At 50.3% G+C, this 15,130-nt stretch carries 13 protein-coding genes; 4 read left to right on the forward strand and 9 right to left on the reverse strand.

Features of this window, described 5'->3' with window-relative positions; translation table 11 throughout:
* Positions 1-130: 130 nt before the first annotated feature.
* The 6 genes from AC3RCL_RS18350 to pdhA all read right to left on the reverse strand — a co-directional run bounded on the left by AC3RCL_RS18350 (position 131) and on the right by pdhA (position 6,661).
* Positions 131-619: a dihydrofolate reductase gene (locus tag AC3RCL_RS18350; protein ID WP_492531215.1), complete on the reverse strand. Its 489-nt coding sequence runs from the start codon at positions 617-619 to the stop codon at positions 131-133.
* Positions 620-687: 68 nt separating this feature from the next.
* Positions 688-1,482, reverse strand: a complete 795-nt coding sequence (thyA, locus tag AC3RCL_RS18355) for a thymidylate synthase (RefSeq protein WP_492531217.1) — start codon at positions 1,480-1,482, stop codon at positions 688-690.
* Positions 1,483-1,678: 196 nt separating this feature from the next.
* On the reverse strand, positions 1,679-3,094 hold the full coding sequence (lpdA, locus tag AC3RCL_RS18360) for a dihydrolipoyl dehydrogenase (RefSeq protein WP_009589200.1): 1,416 nt from the start codon (positions 3,092-3,094) through the stop codon (positions 1,679-1,681).
* Between the two features lie 3 nt (positions 3,095-3,097).
* On the reverse strand, positions 3,098-4,420 hold the full coding sequence (locus AC3RCL_RS18365; RefSeq protein WP_015734700.1) for a dihydrolipoamide acetyltransferase family protein: 1,323 nt from the start codon (positions 4,418-4,420) through the stop codon (positions 3,098-3,100).
* 29 nt (positions 4,421-4,449) lie between these two features.
* Positions 4,450-5,427: an alpha-ketoacid dehydrogenase subunit beta gene (locus AC3RCL_RS18370; protein ID WP_009589183.1), complete on the reverse strand. Its 978-nt coding sequence runs from the start codon at positions 5,425-5,427 to the stop codon at positions 4,450-4,452.
* A 166-nt stretch (positions 5,428-5,593) separates the two neighbouring features.
* Positions 5,594-6,661: a pyruvate dehydrogenase (acetyl-transferring) E1 component subunit alpha gene (gene pdhA, locus AC3RCL_RS18375; RefSeq protein ID WP_036665657.1), complete on the reverse strand. Its 1,068-nt coding sequence runs from the start codon at positions 6,659-6,661 to the stop codon at positions 5,594-5,596.
* Between the two features lie 256 nt (positions 6,662-6,917).
* Between pdhA and AC3RCL_RS18380 the strand changes: the two genes are divergently transcribed.
* Entirely contained in the window at positions 6,918-7,646 is a 729-nt protein-coding gene (locus AC3RCL_RS18380) for an alpha/beta hydrolase (protein WP_036665370.1), read from the forward strand.
* Positions 7,647-7,949: 303 nt separating this feature from the next.
* On the opposite strand, the gene AC3RCL_RS18385 is transcribed toward AC3RCL_RS18380, so the two are convergent.
* Together AC3RCL_RS18385 and AC3RCL_RS18390 are read right to left on the reverse strand one after the other, a co-directional pair.
* Positions 7,950-8,414: a low molecular weight protein-tyrosine-phosphatase gene (locus tag AC3RCL_RS18385; RefSeq protein ID WP_096773396.1), complete on the reverse strand. Its 465-nt coding sequence runs from the start codon at positions 8,412-8,414 to the stop codon at positions 7,950-7,952.
* A 70-nt stretch (positions 8,415-8,484) separates the two neighbouring features.
* Positions 8,485-9,132 carry a trimeric intracellular cation channel family protein gene (locus AC3RCL_RS18390; RefSeq protein ID WP_009595985.1) on the reverse strand — a complete coding sequence of 216 codons (648 nt, stop codon included), beginning with the start codon at positions 9,130-9,132 and terminating at the stop codon, positions 8,485-8,487.
* Positions 9,133-9,269: 137 nt separating this feature from the next.
* Here AC3RCL_RS18390 and AC3RCL_RS18395 point away from each other — a divergent pair, with 137 nt between their 5' ends.
* The gene (locus AC3RCL_RS18395; protein ID WP_492531221.1) at positions 9,270-9,914 is read left to right on the forward strand and encodes a thiamine diphosphokinase; all 645 of its coding nucleotides are present in this window, start codon (positions 9,270-9,272) and stop codon (positions 9,912-9,914) included.
* A 268-nt stretch (positions 9,915-10,182) separates the two neighbouring features.
* Positions 10,183-10,677: a C40 family peptidase gene (locus tag AC3RCL_RS18400; RefSeq protein ID WP_009596005.1), complete on the forward strand. Its 495-nt coding sequence runs from the start codon at positions 10,183-10,185 to the stop codon at positions 10,675-10,677.
* A gap of 40 nt (positions 10,678-10,717) precedes the next feature.
* On the opposite strand, the gene AC3RCL_RS18405 is transcribed toward AC3RCL_RS18400, so the two are convergent.
* Positions 10,718-11,437 carry a response regulator transcription factor gene (locus AC3RCL_RS18405; RefSeq protein WP_192572338.1) on the reverse strand — a complete coding sequence of 240 codons (720 nt, stop codon included), beginning with the start codon at positions 11,435-11,437 and terminating at the stop codon, positions 10,718-10,720.
* A 267-nt stretch (positions 11,438-11,704) separates the two neighbouring features.
* Between AC3RCL_RS18405 and AC3RCL_RS18410 the strand changes: the two genes are divergently transcribed.
* Positions 11,705-15,067 (forward strand): discoidin domain-containing protein, encoded by a 3,363-nt coding sequence (locus AC3RCL_RS18410; RefSeq protein ID WP_492531224.1) that lies wholly within the window; start codon positions 11,705-11,707, stop codon positions 15,065-15,067.
* The last annotated feature ends 63 nt before the right edge of the window (positions 15,068-15,130 follow it).

The following is a 15,130-nucleotide window of genomic DNA, read 5'->3' on the forward strand; positions in this document are numbered from 1 at the left end:
AGTAGCATTTCGCTTTTCGCCTGTTAAATGGACTATATGCATGATCATTTGTATTATCCTACTATGAAAGCATTGTCAACATGGACGGAAGGCGGTAAGTCTATCCCTCCGAATCGTGCCATCGAGCTGTTTATTTCCGTTCAAACGTAACGAAACGGTAGGCATACGGATTTTTTTCATCCGTGATGCCGGGAACTTCTTCGACGATCTTCCATACTTCCCAGTTCACTTCGGGAAAGTACGTATCCCCTTCAAAACTCTCGTCAATGAACGTGCAGTACAGACGATCCGCTTTCGGCAGCATCAATTCATAAATCTGCGATCCGCCAATCACCATCAGTTCCTCATTCTTCGAATAGGGTAACGCGTTCTCGATGTCATGGATCACGATGCCCTGATCCTCCGTCAACGTAAAGCTTTCATCTCTCGTCAGCACGATGTTCTTTCGGTGAGGCAGCGGCTTGCCGCCAAAGGAATCCCAAGTCTTGCGCCCCATCAGGATCGTTTTATGGAGGGTTTTCTCCTTGAAGAAGGCCATATCCCGCGGCAAGCGCCACGGCATCGTGCCGTTCAGCCCGATCACCTGGTCCTTGCCCATTGCCCATATCATCGATATCATTACACCGTCTCTCCTTCCATTGATCTTATGGATGTCACCGCATGGAGCCTCCATAACCCAATTTAAACTTATACGGCAACCGTCGCCTTAATGGTCGGATGGTATTGATAACCCTCAAATTCAAAATCCTCGTACGTATAATCAAAAATGCTGTCCGGCTTGCGCTTGATCACCAGCTTCGGCAGCGCATATGGCTCGCGTTCAAGCTGCGTTCTCACCTGCTCCATATGGTTGGAATAAATATGGACATCGCCGCCCGACCAGATGAATTCACCCGGCTCCAGGTCGCACTGCTGGGCAACCATATGGGTTAGCAGCGCATAACTGGCAATGTTGAACGGCAGCCCGAGGAAGCTGTCCACCGAGCGCATGGTAAGCATACAGGAAAGCTTCCCGCCCGCCACGTAGAATTGGAATACAAAATGGCACGGCGGCAGCTTCATGTTATCAATCTCCGCCACGTTCCAGGCACTGACGATATGTCGTCTGGAATCGGGATTATTCTTAATCGAATCGATGACACCCGCAATCTGATCGATATGGCGTCCATCCGGCGTTTCCCATGCCCGCCACTGCGAGCCGTAGACAGGGCCCAAATCCCCGTTTTCATCCGCCCATTCGTCCCATATCCGCACGCCGTTCTCTTTTAGGTACCGGATATTCGTTTCGCCGCTCAAGAACCACAGAAGCTCATGTACGACCGATTTCAGGTGAATCCGCTTGGTTGTCATTAGCGGAAACCCTTGGGATAGGTCAAAACGCAGCTGTCTTCCGAATACGGACAACGTTCCCGTACCCGTCCGGTCTCCCTTCTCTACGCCATGATCCAGTATGTCCTGCAGCAGCTCCAAATATTGTTTCATCTCATAGTCACCTCACTAAAATCTCATATCCTCAGTCTACCATGTTCACGGAATGATTGGGATGCTTAAAATAACCCTGCCCGGAGAGGGCGGGTATCCGTTGGCATATCTTCATAAAAAAACAGGAGGCAGAAACCGCCTGCGCGTTCTCTGCCTCCTGGCTGAATATATAATGACTCGAAAATACGTCTACGGATTAACGGGCAATGATGTGGATCGGATGACCCATTACCAATTCCGCCGCTTCCATAACGATCTCTCCCAGCGTCGGATGCGCATGGATGGTCAAAGCTACATCTTCAAGCGTAGCGCCCATTTCAATAGCAAGGCCGAGCTCGGCAATCAGGTTGGAAGCTTCCAGACCCACGATTTGCGCTCCGAGAATAAGCCCTGTTCCCTCTTCGGCCACGATTTTCACGAAGCCTTCCGGATGGTTCAAGGATACGGAACGTCCGTTGCCTGCGTAAGGGAATTTGCCAGCTTTTACTTTATGGCCTTTTTCCTTCGCTTGAGCTTCGGTGTAACCTACGCTGGAGCATTCAGGATCCGTAAACACAACGGCCGGGATACATTTGTAATCCACGACGGACGGCATTCCGGAGATCGCTTCAGCAGCCACTTTACCTTCGTAGGAAGCTTTGTGTGCAAGCGCCAGGCCGGACACGATATCCCCGATTGCGAAGATATGCGGAATGCTGGTGCGTCCTTGATGGTCGACTTTCACGAATCCGCGCTCATCCATATCGAGGCCGATCAGGTCCAGACCAAGCTCTCCGTCCGTGTTCGGACGACGGCCAACCGTAACCAGCAGGTAATCAGCTGTTACTTCTTTGGTTTCGCCATTCACGGAGTATTTCACGGTAACTTCTTTATCGTTTTGCTCAGCACTTTCAGCTTTAGCACCTGTGATAATTTCGATGCCGGTTTTCTTCATGTTCTTGGTAACGAGGCTTGTCATGTCTTTGTCAAAGCCAGCCAGAACGCTGTCCAGACCTTCGATGATCGTTACTTTGGAACCGAATTTGGAGTACATTTGACCCAGCTCGGCACCGATGTAGCCGCCGCCGATGACAATCATGCTCTTCGGTACTTCAGGCAGGTTCAATGCTTCGGTGGAAGACAAGATGCGTCCGCCAAACGGGAATGGCTTCAGTTCGATTGGACGGGAACCTGTAGCAATGATGCAGTTCTTGAAGCGGTAACGCGGAGATTCATGATCATTGAATACACGCGCTTCGTTTTCGTTGATGAACATGCACTCGCCGTTGAAAACTTCCACTTTGTTGCCTTTCAGCAAACCGGCTACGCCGCCGGTCATTTTTTTGACAACGCCGTTTTTGAATTCCTGCGTTTTCGCGAAATCAACGGTTACGTTCTCCACGGAAATACCGAATGCATCGGCATGCTTCGCGGATTCGAACTGATGAGCTGCAGCGATCAAAGCCTTGGAAGGAATACAACCACGGTTCAAGCAAACGCCGCCGAGTTCCGATTTATCAACGATCAGAACCTTTTGACCCAGTTGGGCGGCACGAATCGCCGCCACGTAACCACCAGGACCAGCACCAATGACTAGAGTATCAATATCTAAAGAAGCATCTCCAACTACCATTAGTTACACCTCCATAACAAGCAGCTCAGGGTTAGCGAGCAGTTGTTTAATATAGTTCATAAAGTTTTGAGCCGTTGCGCCGTCGATGATACGGTGGTCAAAGCTCAAGGACAATGCCATAACAGGTGCTGCAACAATCTCGCCGTTCTTCACAACCGCTTTTTCGCTGATGCGGCCGGTACCGAGGATAGCAACCTCTGGGAAGTTAATGATCGGTGTAAAGAACATGCCGCCTGCGGAACCGATGTTCGTGATGGAAATCGTGCTGCCCTTCATTTCGTTAGGAGCCAGTTTGCCCTCACGGCCGCGTGCAGCCAGATCACGGATGCTGTCAGCGATCATCCAGATGCTCTTACGATCCGCATCTTTGATAACCGGTACGATCAGACCGTTATCAGTATCCGTGGCGATACCGATGTTGTAGTACTTTTTGTACACGATTTCGTTCGCTTCTTCGTCGATCATCGCATTCAAAGCAGGGAATTGACGGCTTGCCGCAACAAGTGCTTTAACGATGAATGGCAGATACGTAACTTTCGTGCCCTTCTTCTCAGCGATCGGTTTCATGCGGGTACGGAACGCTACCAGCTCGGTTACGTCCACTTCGTCCATGATCGTAACGTGAGGAGCCGTGTAAGCCGATTTAACCATAGCATTCGAGATCGCTTTGCGGATACCTTTGAATGGCACGCGCTCTTCTTCTGCGCGAGTGTCCACCGCTGCGGATGCTGCTGCAGGAGCCGCTTTCGTCTCGGAAACAGCTTCTTGAGCCGGAGCTGCTGCTGCTTGGCCGCCACCGTTCTTGAAGGCTTCTACATCTTCGCGGGTCACTTTTCCGTTGTTGCCGGAGCCTTGAACTTGTGCGATGTCAACGCCCTGCTCGCGAGCGAATTTGCGCACGCTTGGCGTAGCCAGAACTTCACGGTTAGGTGCTGCAGGCGTCGCTGCTTCGCCGTTTCCGCCTTGTTTAGCGTCAGCAGGAGCATCTTGAGCCGGGGAAGACGTCGTATCTGCGCTGCCTTTCGCTGCGTCGGCTTCTTGAGCGGACTGCTCTTCGGCAGGAGCCTCTTGCTCAGGAATGTCACCTTCAGCATCGATGATTGCAACCACTTCACCGACACGGCATACTTGACCGTCCTTGGCAAAAACTTCTTGAACCGTACCGTTCACGGGACAAGGAACTTCTACGACCGCCTTGTCGTTCTGCACTTCCATGATGATGTCGTCGTCTGTTACTTTGTCGCCCGGCTTGATATGCATTTTGATGATTTCACCTTCATGCAAACCTTCGCCCAGCTCTGGAAAACGATATTCGAATTTTGCCAACTGAAAAACCTCCCTAGAAATTGCTGCTATTAGAAATTCAATACTTTATTTACGGCATCAACGATACGCGCCGGAGTAGGCAACCAAGTGTCCTCGATTTGAGCGAATGGATACACGGTGTCTGGCGGCGTAACGCGAAGCACCGGTGCTTCCAGGTGGAGAATCGCTTTCTCGTTGATTTGAGCGATTACTTCTGCGGCTACGCCGGCAGATTTCTGCGCTTCTTGAACCACGATGGCGCGGTTGGTTTTCTTAACCGAAGCCAGCACGGTATCGATGTCGATTGGAGAAATGGTGCGCAGGTCGATGATTTCGGCTTTGATTCCGTTCTTTTCAAGCTCGTCTGCCGCTTTCGTAGCAGTATGAACCATCAGGCCGTAAGCGATGATCGTAACGTCCGTTCCTTCGCGAACCACGTTAGCCTTGCCAAGCTCAACGGTGTAATCACCTTCAGGAACTTCAGCGCGGAACGCATGGTACAGGTTCAAGTGCTCCATGAAGAATACAGGGTCATTGTCGCGAATCGCTGCAATCATGAGTCCTTTTGCATCATAAGGATTGGAAGGTACTACAACTTTAATACCCGGGGTTTGTGTGATCAAACCTTCGAGTGCGTCGGTATGCAGCTCAGCCGCTTTTACCCCGCCGCCGAATGGTGTACGGAACACGATCGGGGAGTTGTAGCGTCCGCCGGAACGGTAACGCATACGCGCTGCTTGAACGACGATTTGGTCGAGCGCCTCAAAGATAAATCCAACGAATTGAATTTCAGCGATCGGACGGAAGCCTTGAATACCGAGACCTACCGCCAAACCGCCGATAGCGGACTCTGCCAGCGGCGTATCGAATACGCGCTCTTCCCCGAATTCTTTTTGAAGGCCTTCCGTTACCCGGAAAACACCGCCGACATTACCTACGTCTTCACCGAAGATGACAACGTTAGGGTCACGGCTCAATTCAACGCGCATGGCGTCGCGAATCGCTTCTTTCATGTTCATTTGTGCCATTGCTTCATTTCCTCCTTAAGAAATACAGTTCACTGTTCTTCCAGTGTGATGCCTTATAAGGCTATATATCGATGTTAAACGTTATTTAAAAACAAGACCTGATGCGCCCATGACAAACCGGATGATCATCCAGGATCAACCTTTGACAATCATCGGCCCGTCACTCTTATTGGAAATCGGCTTTCTGTTCTTCCAAATGCTTCGGCGTTTGCTCGAACATGCTGTCGATCAAACCAGGTACCGTCATTTTTTCCGTTTGTTCTGCTTTTTTGATTTGCTCGTTGACTTTCGCTTTCGCTTCTTCTTTCACGCGAGCTGTATCTTCTTCTGTCCAGAGGCCTTTGGCTTCCAGGTACTTCGCAAGGCGCGCGATCGGATCCTTCTCGTTCCACTCGCCCTCTTCTTCCTTCGTACGATATTTCGTAGCGTCGTCAGACAAGGAATGCGGACGGAAACGGTATGTCACGGCTTCGATCAGCGTTGCGCCTTCACCGTTGCGGCCGCGCTCTGCAGCATCCTGAACCGCTTTGATCACCGCGAGAACGTCCATGCCGTCAACTTTAACGCCTTTGATGCCGGCTGCTACAGCTTTGTGCGCGATAGACAATGCTGCTGTTTGCTTGGAGAACGGAGTCGTGATTGCATAGCCGTTGTTTTGCACGAAGAAGATGACCGGCAGTTTATACACGCCTGCATAGTTCAGGCCTTCGTAGAAGTCGCCCTCGGAAGAGCCGCCGTCACCGGTATACGTAATAACCACTTGTTTTTGCTTCTTCAATTTGTAGCCCATCGCGATACCCATGGCATGCAGGATTTGCGCGCCGATGATGATCTGAGGCATCAATACGTTAACGCCTTCGGGAATTTGTCCGCCATGCTGATGTCCGCGGGAATAAAGGAATGCTTGGTAGAGCGGAAGTCCATGCCATACGATTTGCGGCATATCGCGGTAGCCCGGGCAGATAAAGTCGTCTTTCTCAAGCGCGAACTCACTGCCTACCATCGTAGCTTCTTGACCGGATACAGGAGCGTAGAAACCGAGACGTCCTTGACGGCCGAGGTTTACGGCGCGGTCGTCCCAAGTACGGGTAAATACCATACGGTACATAATTTCTTTCAGTTGATCGTCCGACAATTCAGGCAGAAGATCTTTGTTTACGATTTTGCCATCCGGGGAAAGTACAGATAGAGTACCTACTTCCTCGGTATATACTTCATAAGGAACCTTGGTCATTTTTTTCACCTCAATAAATATTTGAATATCAAGTTCCGCTGTTATAGAATTATTATACACCTGTTTCACTCCATTCGTCAAAGAAATACGGGATAAAATTTCATATTCTTTCACGTTTGTATGTATAACAGTTGACGAATAATACTATAACAGTATGACAAACATCATAGAACAGCAGACAACTTCAACATGTCAGGGTAATTTTAACTTATTGTTTACCGCATTTCAAAAACTAACCCGAAAAAGGTGACGAATGATGACGAATGAACGTTTATTGAAGCGAACCATCGTAAAAGAAGTGATTGACAGCAAGTTTTTGCAGGAGACTCGAACGCTGCGCATCTATCTTCCTCCCGGATACAATGAAATCCTCAGCTATCCCGTCGTTTACTGTCAGGACGGAGAGGAATTTTTCAACTTCGGCCGCATCGCGACCTGGGCCAACCAGCTCATCCTCGAAGAAGGCGTGGAGCCGTTCATCATTGTGGGCGTGGAAGTGAACACCAAGGTACGAACCGAGGAGTACGCGCCGTTCGGCAACCGCTTCGATGCTTACCTGTCCTGCTTCGCCGAAGAGATTATTCCCTTCGTGGAGCAAAAATATCCCGTGCGCAAAGAGCCTGCGGAAAGAGTGCTTGCCGGCGACTCCCTCGGGGGAAGCGTCTCCGTGCATTTGGCCTTGCGTTATCCGCATCTTTTCACAAGAATCATCAGCTTGTCCGGGGCCTACTATGAGAAGACCCAGAACATGATTCAGGAAGAGCGTGATTTGTCCTGGCTCAACATTTACATGATTGTAGGCTTGCAAGAAGACAACTACGCAACCGATACAGGTGTCTATAACTTCGTCGAATTAAATCGCTCAACAAAGGCTTTGCTGGAAGAACGGGGTGCTACCGTATCATATCTTGAAAAAGAAGGTCGTCACCTTTGGGGATTTTGGCAAAAAGAGCTCCCTGCTGCCCTTATGTACTTCCTTGGTTAAATGTTTGAATCGGCAAAATCCATGGGCTATATAAATGACCTGTTACTGCAAAATGGTTTAACTGTCCCACTCGGGACTCCACGCGTTACGATTGAAATCCGTTGGCAAAAAGAATACCTGTGAGCCAAAGCTAAGACATGATCGTCTGCAGCTTCTGCCCCACTCCAAAAAAAGATGAACAACCGCGCATTTTTTATGGAATGTGCATTGTTCATCTTTTATGTTCAGCAGCCCGTTCTTCTTGGTATCGCTTTCAATGATGTTCTTCAAAAAAGCGGCTGATTCACCGCTTGTTCGAATCGATTATAGCTTTTCTTCCATGATTTTGTCCAGTAAGATGTCGCACCCCGCATCAATCAGCCGGTACACTTCGTCAAAGTTTCCGGTGAAATACGGATCGGGCACCTCGCGCAATTTTTCGTTCGGCAGCAAATCCATGAACTTCAAAATCTCAGCCTGATCGCCTCCAGCTAACTTGCGGATATTCGTTACATTCGAATCATCCATGCCGATAACGTAATCGAAACGTTCAAGGTCCTCGCTGACTACCTTGCGCGCGACCATTCCTTCATAACTGATTCGCCAGCTGTCGAGCAGCTTTCTCGTGCCTTCATGGGGAATGCTGCCGATATGCCAATCCCCGGTGCCGGCCGAATCCACGCTTATTTGATCCTGCAGCCCGCGCTGTACTATTTTATGCCGCAGCACCGCTTCCGCCATGGGCGAGCGGCAGATATTGCCCAAACATACAAACAAAACGGATACCATGGTCCTTCCACCTCCACGCTATGATGAATCGCAATCGAGAAATTTTATTTAATCTGTTCCATACCTTATTTTAACCGGATCTGACTTCTTTTCCGCTGGCTGCCGAAGACTGGGCTGCGTGCAGCGACCTTCTGGGCAATCTCCATTTATATAGAACGGACAGCATCCTGAAAACGATGACTATAACAAATAAGGTCAACAGCTGCCAGGTCTTGGTGGCGACCCCTAAGCCGATAGCGACACCTGCTGCCATGGCCCAGACCGCGTAAATCTCGTCGCGCAGCACGAGCGGCTTCCGCCCGGCCAGCAAATCGCGGACCATTCCTCCGCCGCTGCCTGTCAGCACAGCCGCCACGATGACCGCGCTCAATGGATGATTCATTTGCGTAGCATATAATGCTCCTTGAATCGCGAAAGCGGATAGCCCGATTGCATCAAACAAGGCCTCCGTTTTCTTCCAATGCTGAATCAAGCCGAGCGGCAGCACAAACGCCACGAAAACCGAAATCATCGCCAGCATGATTAAATCTCCCTGACCCCACAGGGTGGTAACCGGCACGCCGATCAGGACGTTTCTTATAATACCCCCGCCGAAGGCCGTGACCAATCCAAGCACCACAACCCCCAAAATATCGTATTCCTCTTCCATTGCCACAAAAGCTCCGGACATGGCAAACGCAATGGTGCCAATGATGCTGAATACGTCAAACACATGCATGTCCAAAATTCAGTTCCCCCGCTCCCCCGTCAATTTACATACTACATTGTAGCCGCGCCTATTAAAATTGTGCAAGCATGAAAACTGCACTATACTAGAATTCAATGACAATTCTCTCGAAAAAGGAGGAATATATAATGAAACACACTCGCGTCCTGATCTTCACAGGTGGGGAGTTGTCAACGGGATTCCTGAATGAGGTCCAAGAAGGGGATTTCATTATAGGAGCCGATCGCGGCGCTCTCTTCTTGATTGAACATGGAATCAAACCCGATCTGTCCGTCGGAGATTTCGATTCCATTCCGCCCGAGCAGATGGATCGTGTCCACTCCATGAGCGGAAAGGTCATCGATTGTGACCCGATCGATAAAAATTTGACCGACACCGAGCTTGCCTTCGAGCTGGCTATGGAACGCTCGCCCGAATCCATCATGATTCTGGGGGCTACGGGCACGCGCCTGGATCATACGCTGGCCAATATCCACATGCTCATACGCGGCCTTCAGCATCATATCCCGTGTTCCATATTAGATGAAAACAATTTTATTACCCTGACGGGCTCCAGCTGTCATGTCGAGAACAAAGGGTTTACATATGTCTCCCTTCTGCCGCTCACCACGGAAGTTACCGGCATTTATCTCGAAGGTTTTCAGTATCCGCTCCAAGATGCCACATTGCGATTGGGGCAGTCGCTAGGGGTCAGCAACAGGCTGGCCGAGGAGAAAGGAACGGTTCGGATCGAAGGCGGTCTGCTGCTCATTATTCAAAGCAAGGATCGCTAATCATTACTATTTTGTCATCTTTTATCGCAAAATATTAAACCTCGTAATTCTTTTGAAAAACCCTTGTGTATCAAGGGTTTTTTCTTGTTTAGAACTCGCAAATCAGCCGCAATTCTTAATTTTTTGTTACTTTTAATGATATTTTAATAATTCGCTTTCATTTCATGCGGCCCAAGGGCTTCCGCCGATTATCCAGATTATGGCCGGTTTCAAATCTGATATACTCGGTTCATCGCAAAAAACAATAACTGCTTGGAGGTCATACAACATGAATCGACAGAATTGGATTAAGAAAGCCGTAGTCATCAGCTTGAGCGCAACTTTGGGCGTAGGCGCAGTACTAACTGTTGCACCGCCGGCACCTGTAGAAGCAGCATCCGTAAGCACAGGAACTCGAGTCGTTAACTTCGGTAAACAATATATGGGAACACCTTATAAATTCGGAGCATCCACATCCACGACAAGAGTGTTTGATTGCTCTTCCTTCATGAAACATATCTTTAAAAAATACGGCGTGAACCTGCCGCGTACGTCCGCTGCCCAATCCAAGGTCGGCAAGGCCGTTTCGAAATCGAACCTGAGAGCCGGCGATCTGGTATTCTTCTCAAGCGGAAGCCGTGCGAATGGCAGAAACGTAACACACGTTGCCGTTTATATGGGCAACAACAAAATCTTGCACACTTACGGCAAGCCTGGCGTAACGATCTCCAGCCTGTCCGGCAACTGGAGCAAGACTTACCTGAAAGCTCGTCGCGTACTGTAGTCTTATTTTCCACTTATCATATCGAAGACCGTCTTTCCGCTCAGGGAAGGCGGTCTTTTTTGCTTGCATCGATTTCTTTCTGGGATAAAAGCTTATAACCGGCACCCCGTATCGTACGAAGCAGTTTTTGCTTGCGCCCTCTATCGATCTTCTCTCTCAAATGGAGAATGTAGACATCGACCACGTTGGTACCCGTATGAAAATCATAATCCCATACCTGTTTTAAAATATCCTCACGCGTGCATACCTGCCCCTGCCTTCGAGCCAAAAACAACAGCAAATCGTATTCGCGATGAGTCAGTTCCACGGGCTCCTCTTCCCGAATTACATTGCGGCTCAAAGGATCGATCACCAGATCTCCGATTCGGATGATCTCCTCCTGTTCCGCGCGTCCTGTCTGAAAAAGCCTCAGCAAATTGGCAATTCGCGCCAACAGCTCCCTCTCATCCCTGTCATTTGGGATGTAGTCATGGGCTCCAGCTTCCAAAGCATGAATCGCTTCGTTAGAACCATCGCTTCCGATGACAATGATCGGGAGCTGTTCCCCTCTGCCCGCGAGTCGCTCCACGAGATTGAATTGGTTCATACCCGGCAGTCTGCTGTCGATGAGCAGCAGGTCTGCGCCTGCGCGCTGCAGTGCGGCAACCACTTCCGAATAATTCGCAGCGTCTGTAACCTTATAACCCGCTTGTTCTAGTATCTCCGTTATCGTCTGGATCCGAGCTTGATTGTCTGCCGCGATCAAAATGACTTTGTCCACGGGTTCTCCCCCGCTTTCATCGCTTAATAATGTAAGTATGTCTGTTTCATCCTGCTTTCACTCCTGCAATGGATGAAGAACAACCAGAACGCATTTTCTTACAAAAATTCAAGCCTGATCCAAAAGATGCTGGGATCGCATACGATTTCCGTAGAATTGCATCTTATTTCGGTCGAGACGTTATTTTTATAATGGATATAAGATCAGGAAAGGGGGATATCTTTACCCGGTATAACTCATCAACCATGATGAAGGAGGAAAAATAATATGCGCAACAAACTCGTGGGATGGCCTCTAGTCGTAATCATGCTGGTATCCATTGTATTCACGGCCGCCGGGCCTCCCGCTAAGGCTTCTGCAGCAGGCGGAATAAACCTATCCATCGGCAAAAACGTGACGGCTAGCGGCCAATCCCAAACCTACGGGCCGTCCAACGTAAACGATGGCAATCCAAATTCGTACTGGGAAAGCACCAACCATGCGTTCCCGCAATGGATACAAGTTGATCTCGGTACCGCCACCAGCATCAACGAATTCGTCCTAAAACTTCCTGCCAGCTGGGAGCCGCGGACTCAAACGCTGAGCGTACAAGGCAGCTTGAACGGCACGACATTCACAAATATCACGGGTCCGGCCGACTATGCATTCGACCCTGCCGAAGGAAACTCGGTGACCGTGAGTTTTGACGAAACGAGCACGAGATATGTTCGTTTAAGTGTAGCCAACAATACGACATGGCCAGCTGCGCAGTTGTCTGAATTTGAAATTTATGGACCATCCGTCTCCCCGCCGACGCCTCCAACGGGAAACAATGTCGCGAGTGGCAAACCGATCACCGCCTCCTCAAGCACTTTCACGTATGTAGCGGCCCATGCTAACGACAACAACGTCCAAACTTACTGGGAAGGCGGGAGCAACCCCAGTACGCTGACCCTGGATCTGGAATCAAACCATGATATTACCTCCATCGTACTGAAACTGAATCCGTCTACGGAATGGAGCGCCCGCACGCAAACCATACAAGTCCTTGGGCATGACCAAACTACAACGACCTTTAGTAATCTGGTGCCGGCTCAGTCCTATACGTTCGCCCCAGCTTCCGGAAATTTCGTAACGATTCCGGTAAATGCAACGGTTAAACGTCTGCAATTGAACATAACATCGAATTCCGGCGCCCCTGCGGGACAGATTGCGGAAATTGAAGTGTATGGCACCGCCGGCGAGAACCCGGACCTTACCATTACGGATATGTCCTGGACGCCGCCTTCTCCGAGCGAAAACGATGATATCACACTGCATGCCACGGTTAAAAACATTGGAAGCGCGGAAGCCGGCGCTACGACGGTCAATTTTTACCTGAATGACGCAAAAGCAGGCTCCTCGCCGTTAGGGCCGCTTGCAGCAGGAGCTTCCGCCACGGTCTCCCTGCAAACCGGAGCCCCAGCGGCTTCATCGTATACCCTCAGCGCCAAGGTCGACGAGGATGACAACATCATCGAGCTGAACGATGGGAACAACAGCTATTCCCATTCGTCCCCTTTGGTTATTGGCAGCGTGGAAAGCTCCGATTTGGTAGGAACGATACAGTGGACGCCAACCACGCCTATGGCTGGCAATGCCGTAGCCTTTACCGTCAATCTTAAGAACCAAGGCAACAAAGCCACGGCTAGCGGCTCGCATGCGATTTCCGTTGCACTGAAGAATCCGGCCGGATCAACGATCCAGACCTTTAACGGTAGCTACCATGGTGCCCTTGCCGCAGGCGCATCCGCCACCGTCCAAATTCCCGGCACATGGACCGCTGCAAACGGCAGCTATACATTAACAACCTCCGTGGCACCCGATGCTAACGAAGTACCGGTTAAACGGGAGAACAATGTCAGTCATGCCAACCTAACCGTGTACTCATCACGAGGTGCCAGCATGCCGTATACCCGCTATGATACCGATGACGCCATACGCGGCGGCGGCGCATTGCTAAAGTCAGCGCCCACGTTCGATCAAGCGCTCACGGCATCGGAAGCATCCGGACAACGTTATGTTGCTCTCCCTACAAGCGGATCCAACCTGGAATGGACGGTTCGTGAAGGCGAAGGGGGCGCAGGCATCACCATGCGATATACGATGCCGGACTCATCGGACGGCATGGGATTAGACGGCTCGCTCGACGTCTATGTAAACGGTTCGAAGAAGAAGACGGTTCCATTAACGTCCTACTACAGCTGGCAGTATTTTTCCAGCGATCATCCGGCAGATGCGCCTGGAGGAGGACGTCCTCTATTCCGGTTCGATGAAGTACACTGGAAAATGGATACGCCGCTTCAGCCGGGAGACAAACTCCGTATTCAGAAGTCTAATGCGGATAACCTGGAATACGGCGTCGATTTCATCGAAATCGAGCCGGTACCTGCCGCTATCGCCCGTCCTGCCAACTCGGTCTCTGTCACGGATTTCGGTGCGATCCCCAACGACGGCCAAGATGACCTAACGGCTTTTGAGGCTGCCGTGCAGGCAGCGGCCTCATCAGGCAAAACCCTATACATTCCTGAGGGGACGTTCCATTTGGGCAATATGTGGAAGATCGGCTCGGTCGGCAATATGATCAATGACATGAAGATTATGGGGGCAGGCATCTGGCACACCAACATCCAATTTACCAACCCGAATGCGGCTTCCGGCGGGATCTCGCTTCGAATCGCGGGCCAGCTGGATTTCAGCCATATCTATCTCAACTCGAATCTGCGGTCCCGATATAATCAGAATGCCATTTACAAAGGATTCATGGACAATTTCGGCACCAACTCCAAGATTCACAATGTGTGGGTGGAGCATTTCGAATGCGGATTCTGGGTTGGCGATTATGCCCATACGCCGGCCAAGATCGCGGAAGGGCTGATCATAGAAAACAGCCGGATCCGCAACAACTTAGCGGATGGGGTTAATTTTGCGCAGGGGACCAGCCATTCGACGGTGCGCAACAGCAGCATTCGAAATAACGGCGACGATGGACTCGCTGTCTGGACGAGTAACGTGAACGGTGCACCAGCGGGTGTTAACAACACCTTCTCCTATAACACCATCGAAAACAACTGGCGCGCGGCGGCCATCGCTTTCTTTGGGGGGAGCGGTCACAAGGCCACTCACAATTTGATTGTAGACACCGTTGGCGGTTCCGGCATCCGAATGAACACGGTATTCCCGGGATATCATTTCCAGAACAATACCGGCATTCTGTTCTCCGATACCACCATCATCGGCAGTGGCACCAGTAAAGACTTGTACAACGGGGAGCGCGGGGCCATCGACCTTGAAGCATCGAATGATCCGATCCGCAATGTTACGTTTACCAACATCGATATTCTGAACACCCAGCGCAGTGCGGTACAGTTCGGTTATGGCGGCGGGTTTGAGAACATCGTGTTTAACCATATCCGTATAGACGGTACGGGACTTGACGGAGTAACGTCCTCGAGATTCTCGAGTCCGCATCCGGGTGCGGCGATCTACACGTACACGGGCAACGGGTCCGCAACATTCAACAATCTGACCATGCAAAATATCGCTCACCCTGATCTCTATTTCATCCAGAATGGTTTCCATTTAATTTTGAATGAAGCGATTGGGGATTAAACGATAAAAGGAGTGGGCCTGTGAGGCTCACTCCTTTGTCGTTTACGATTTGGGATGAAGCAC

This window comes from Paenibacillus sp. MT86 (assembly GCF_058792535.1).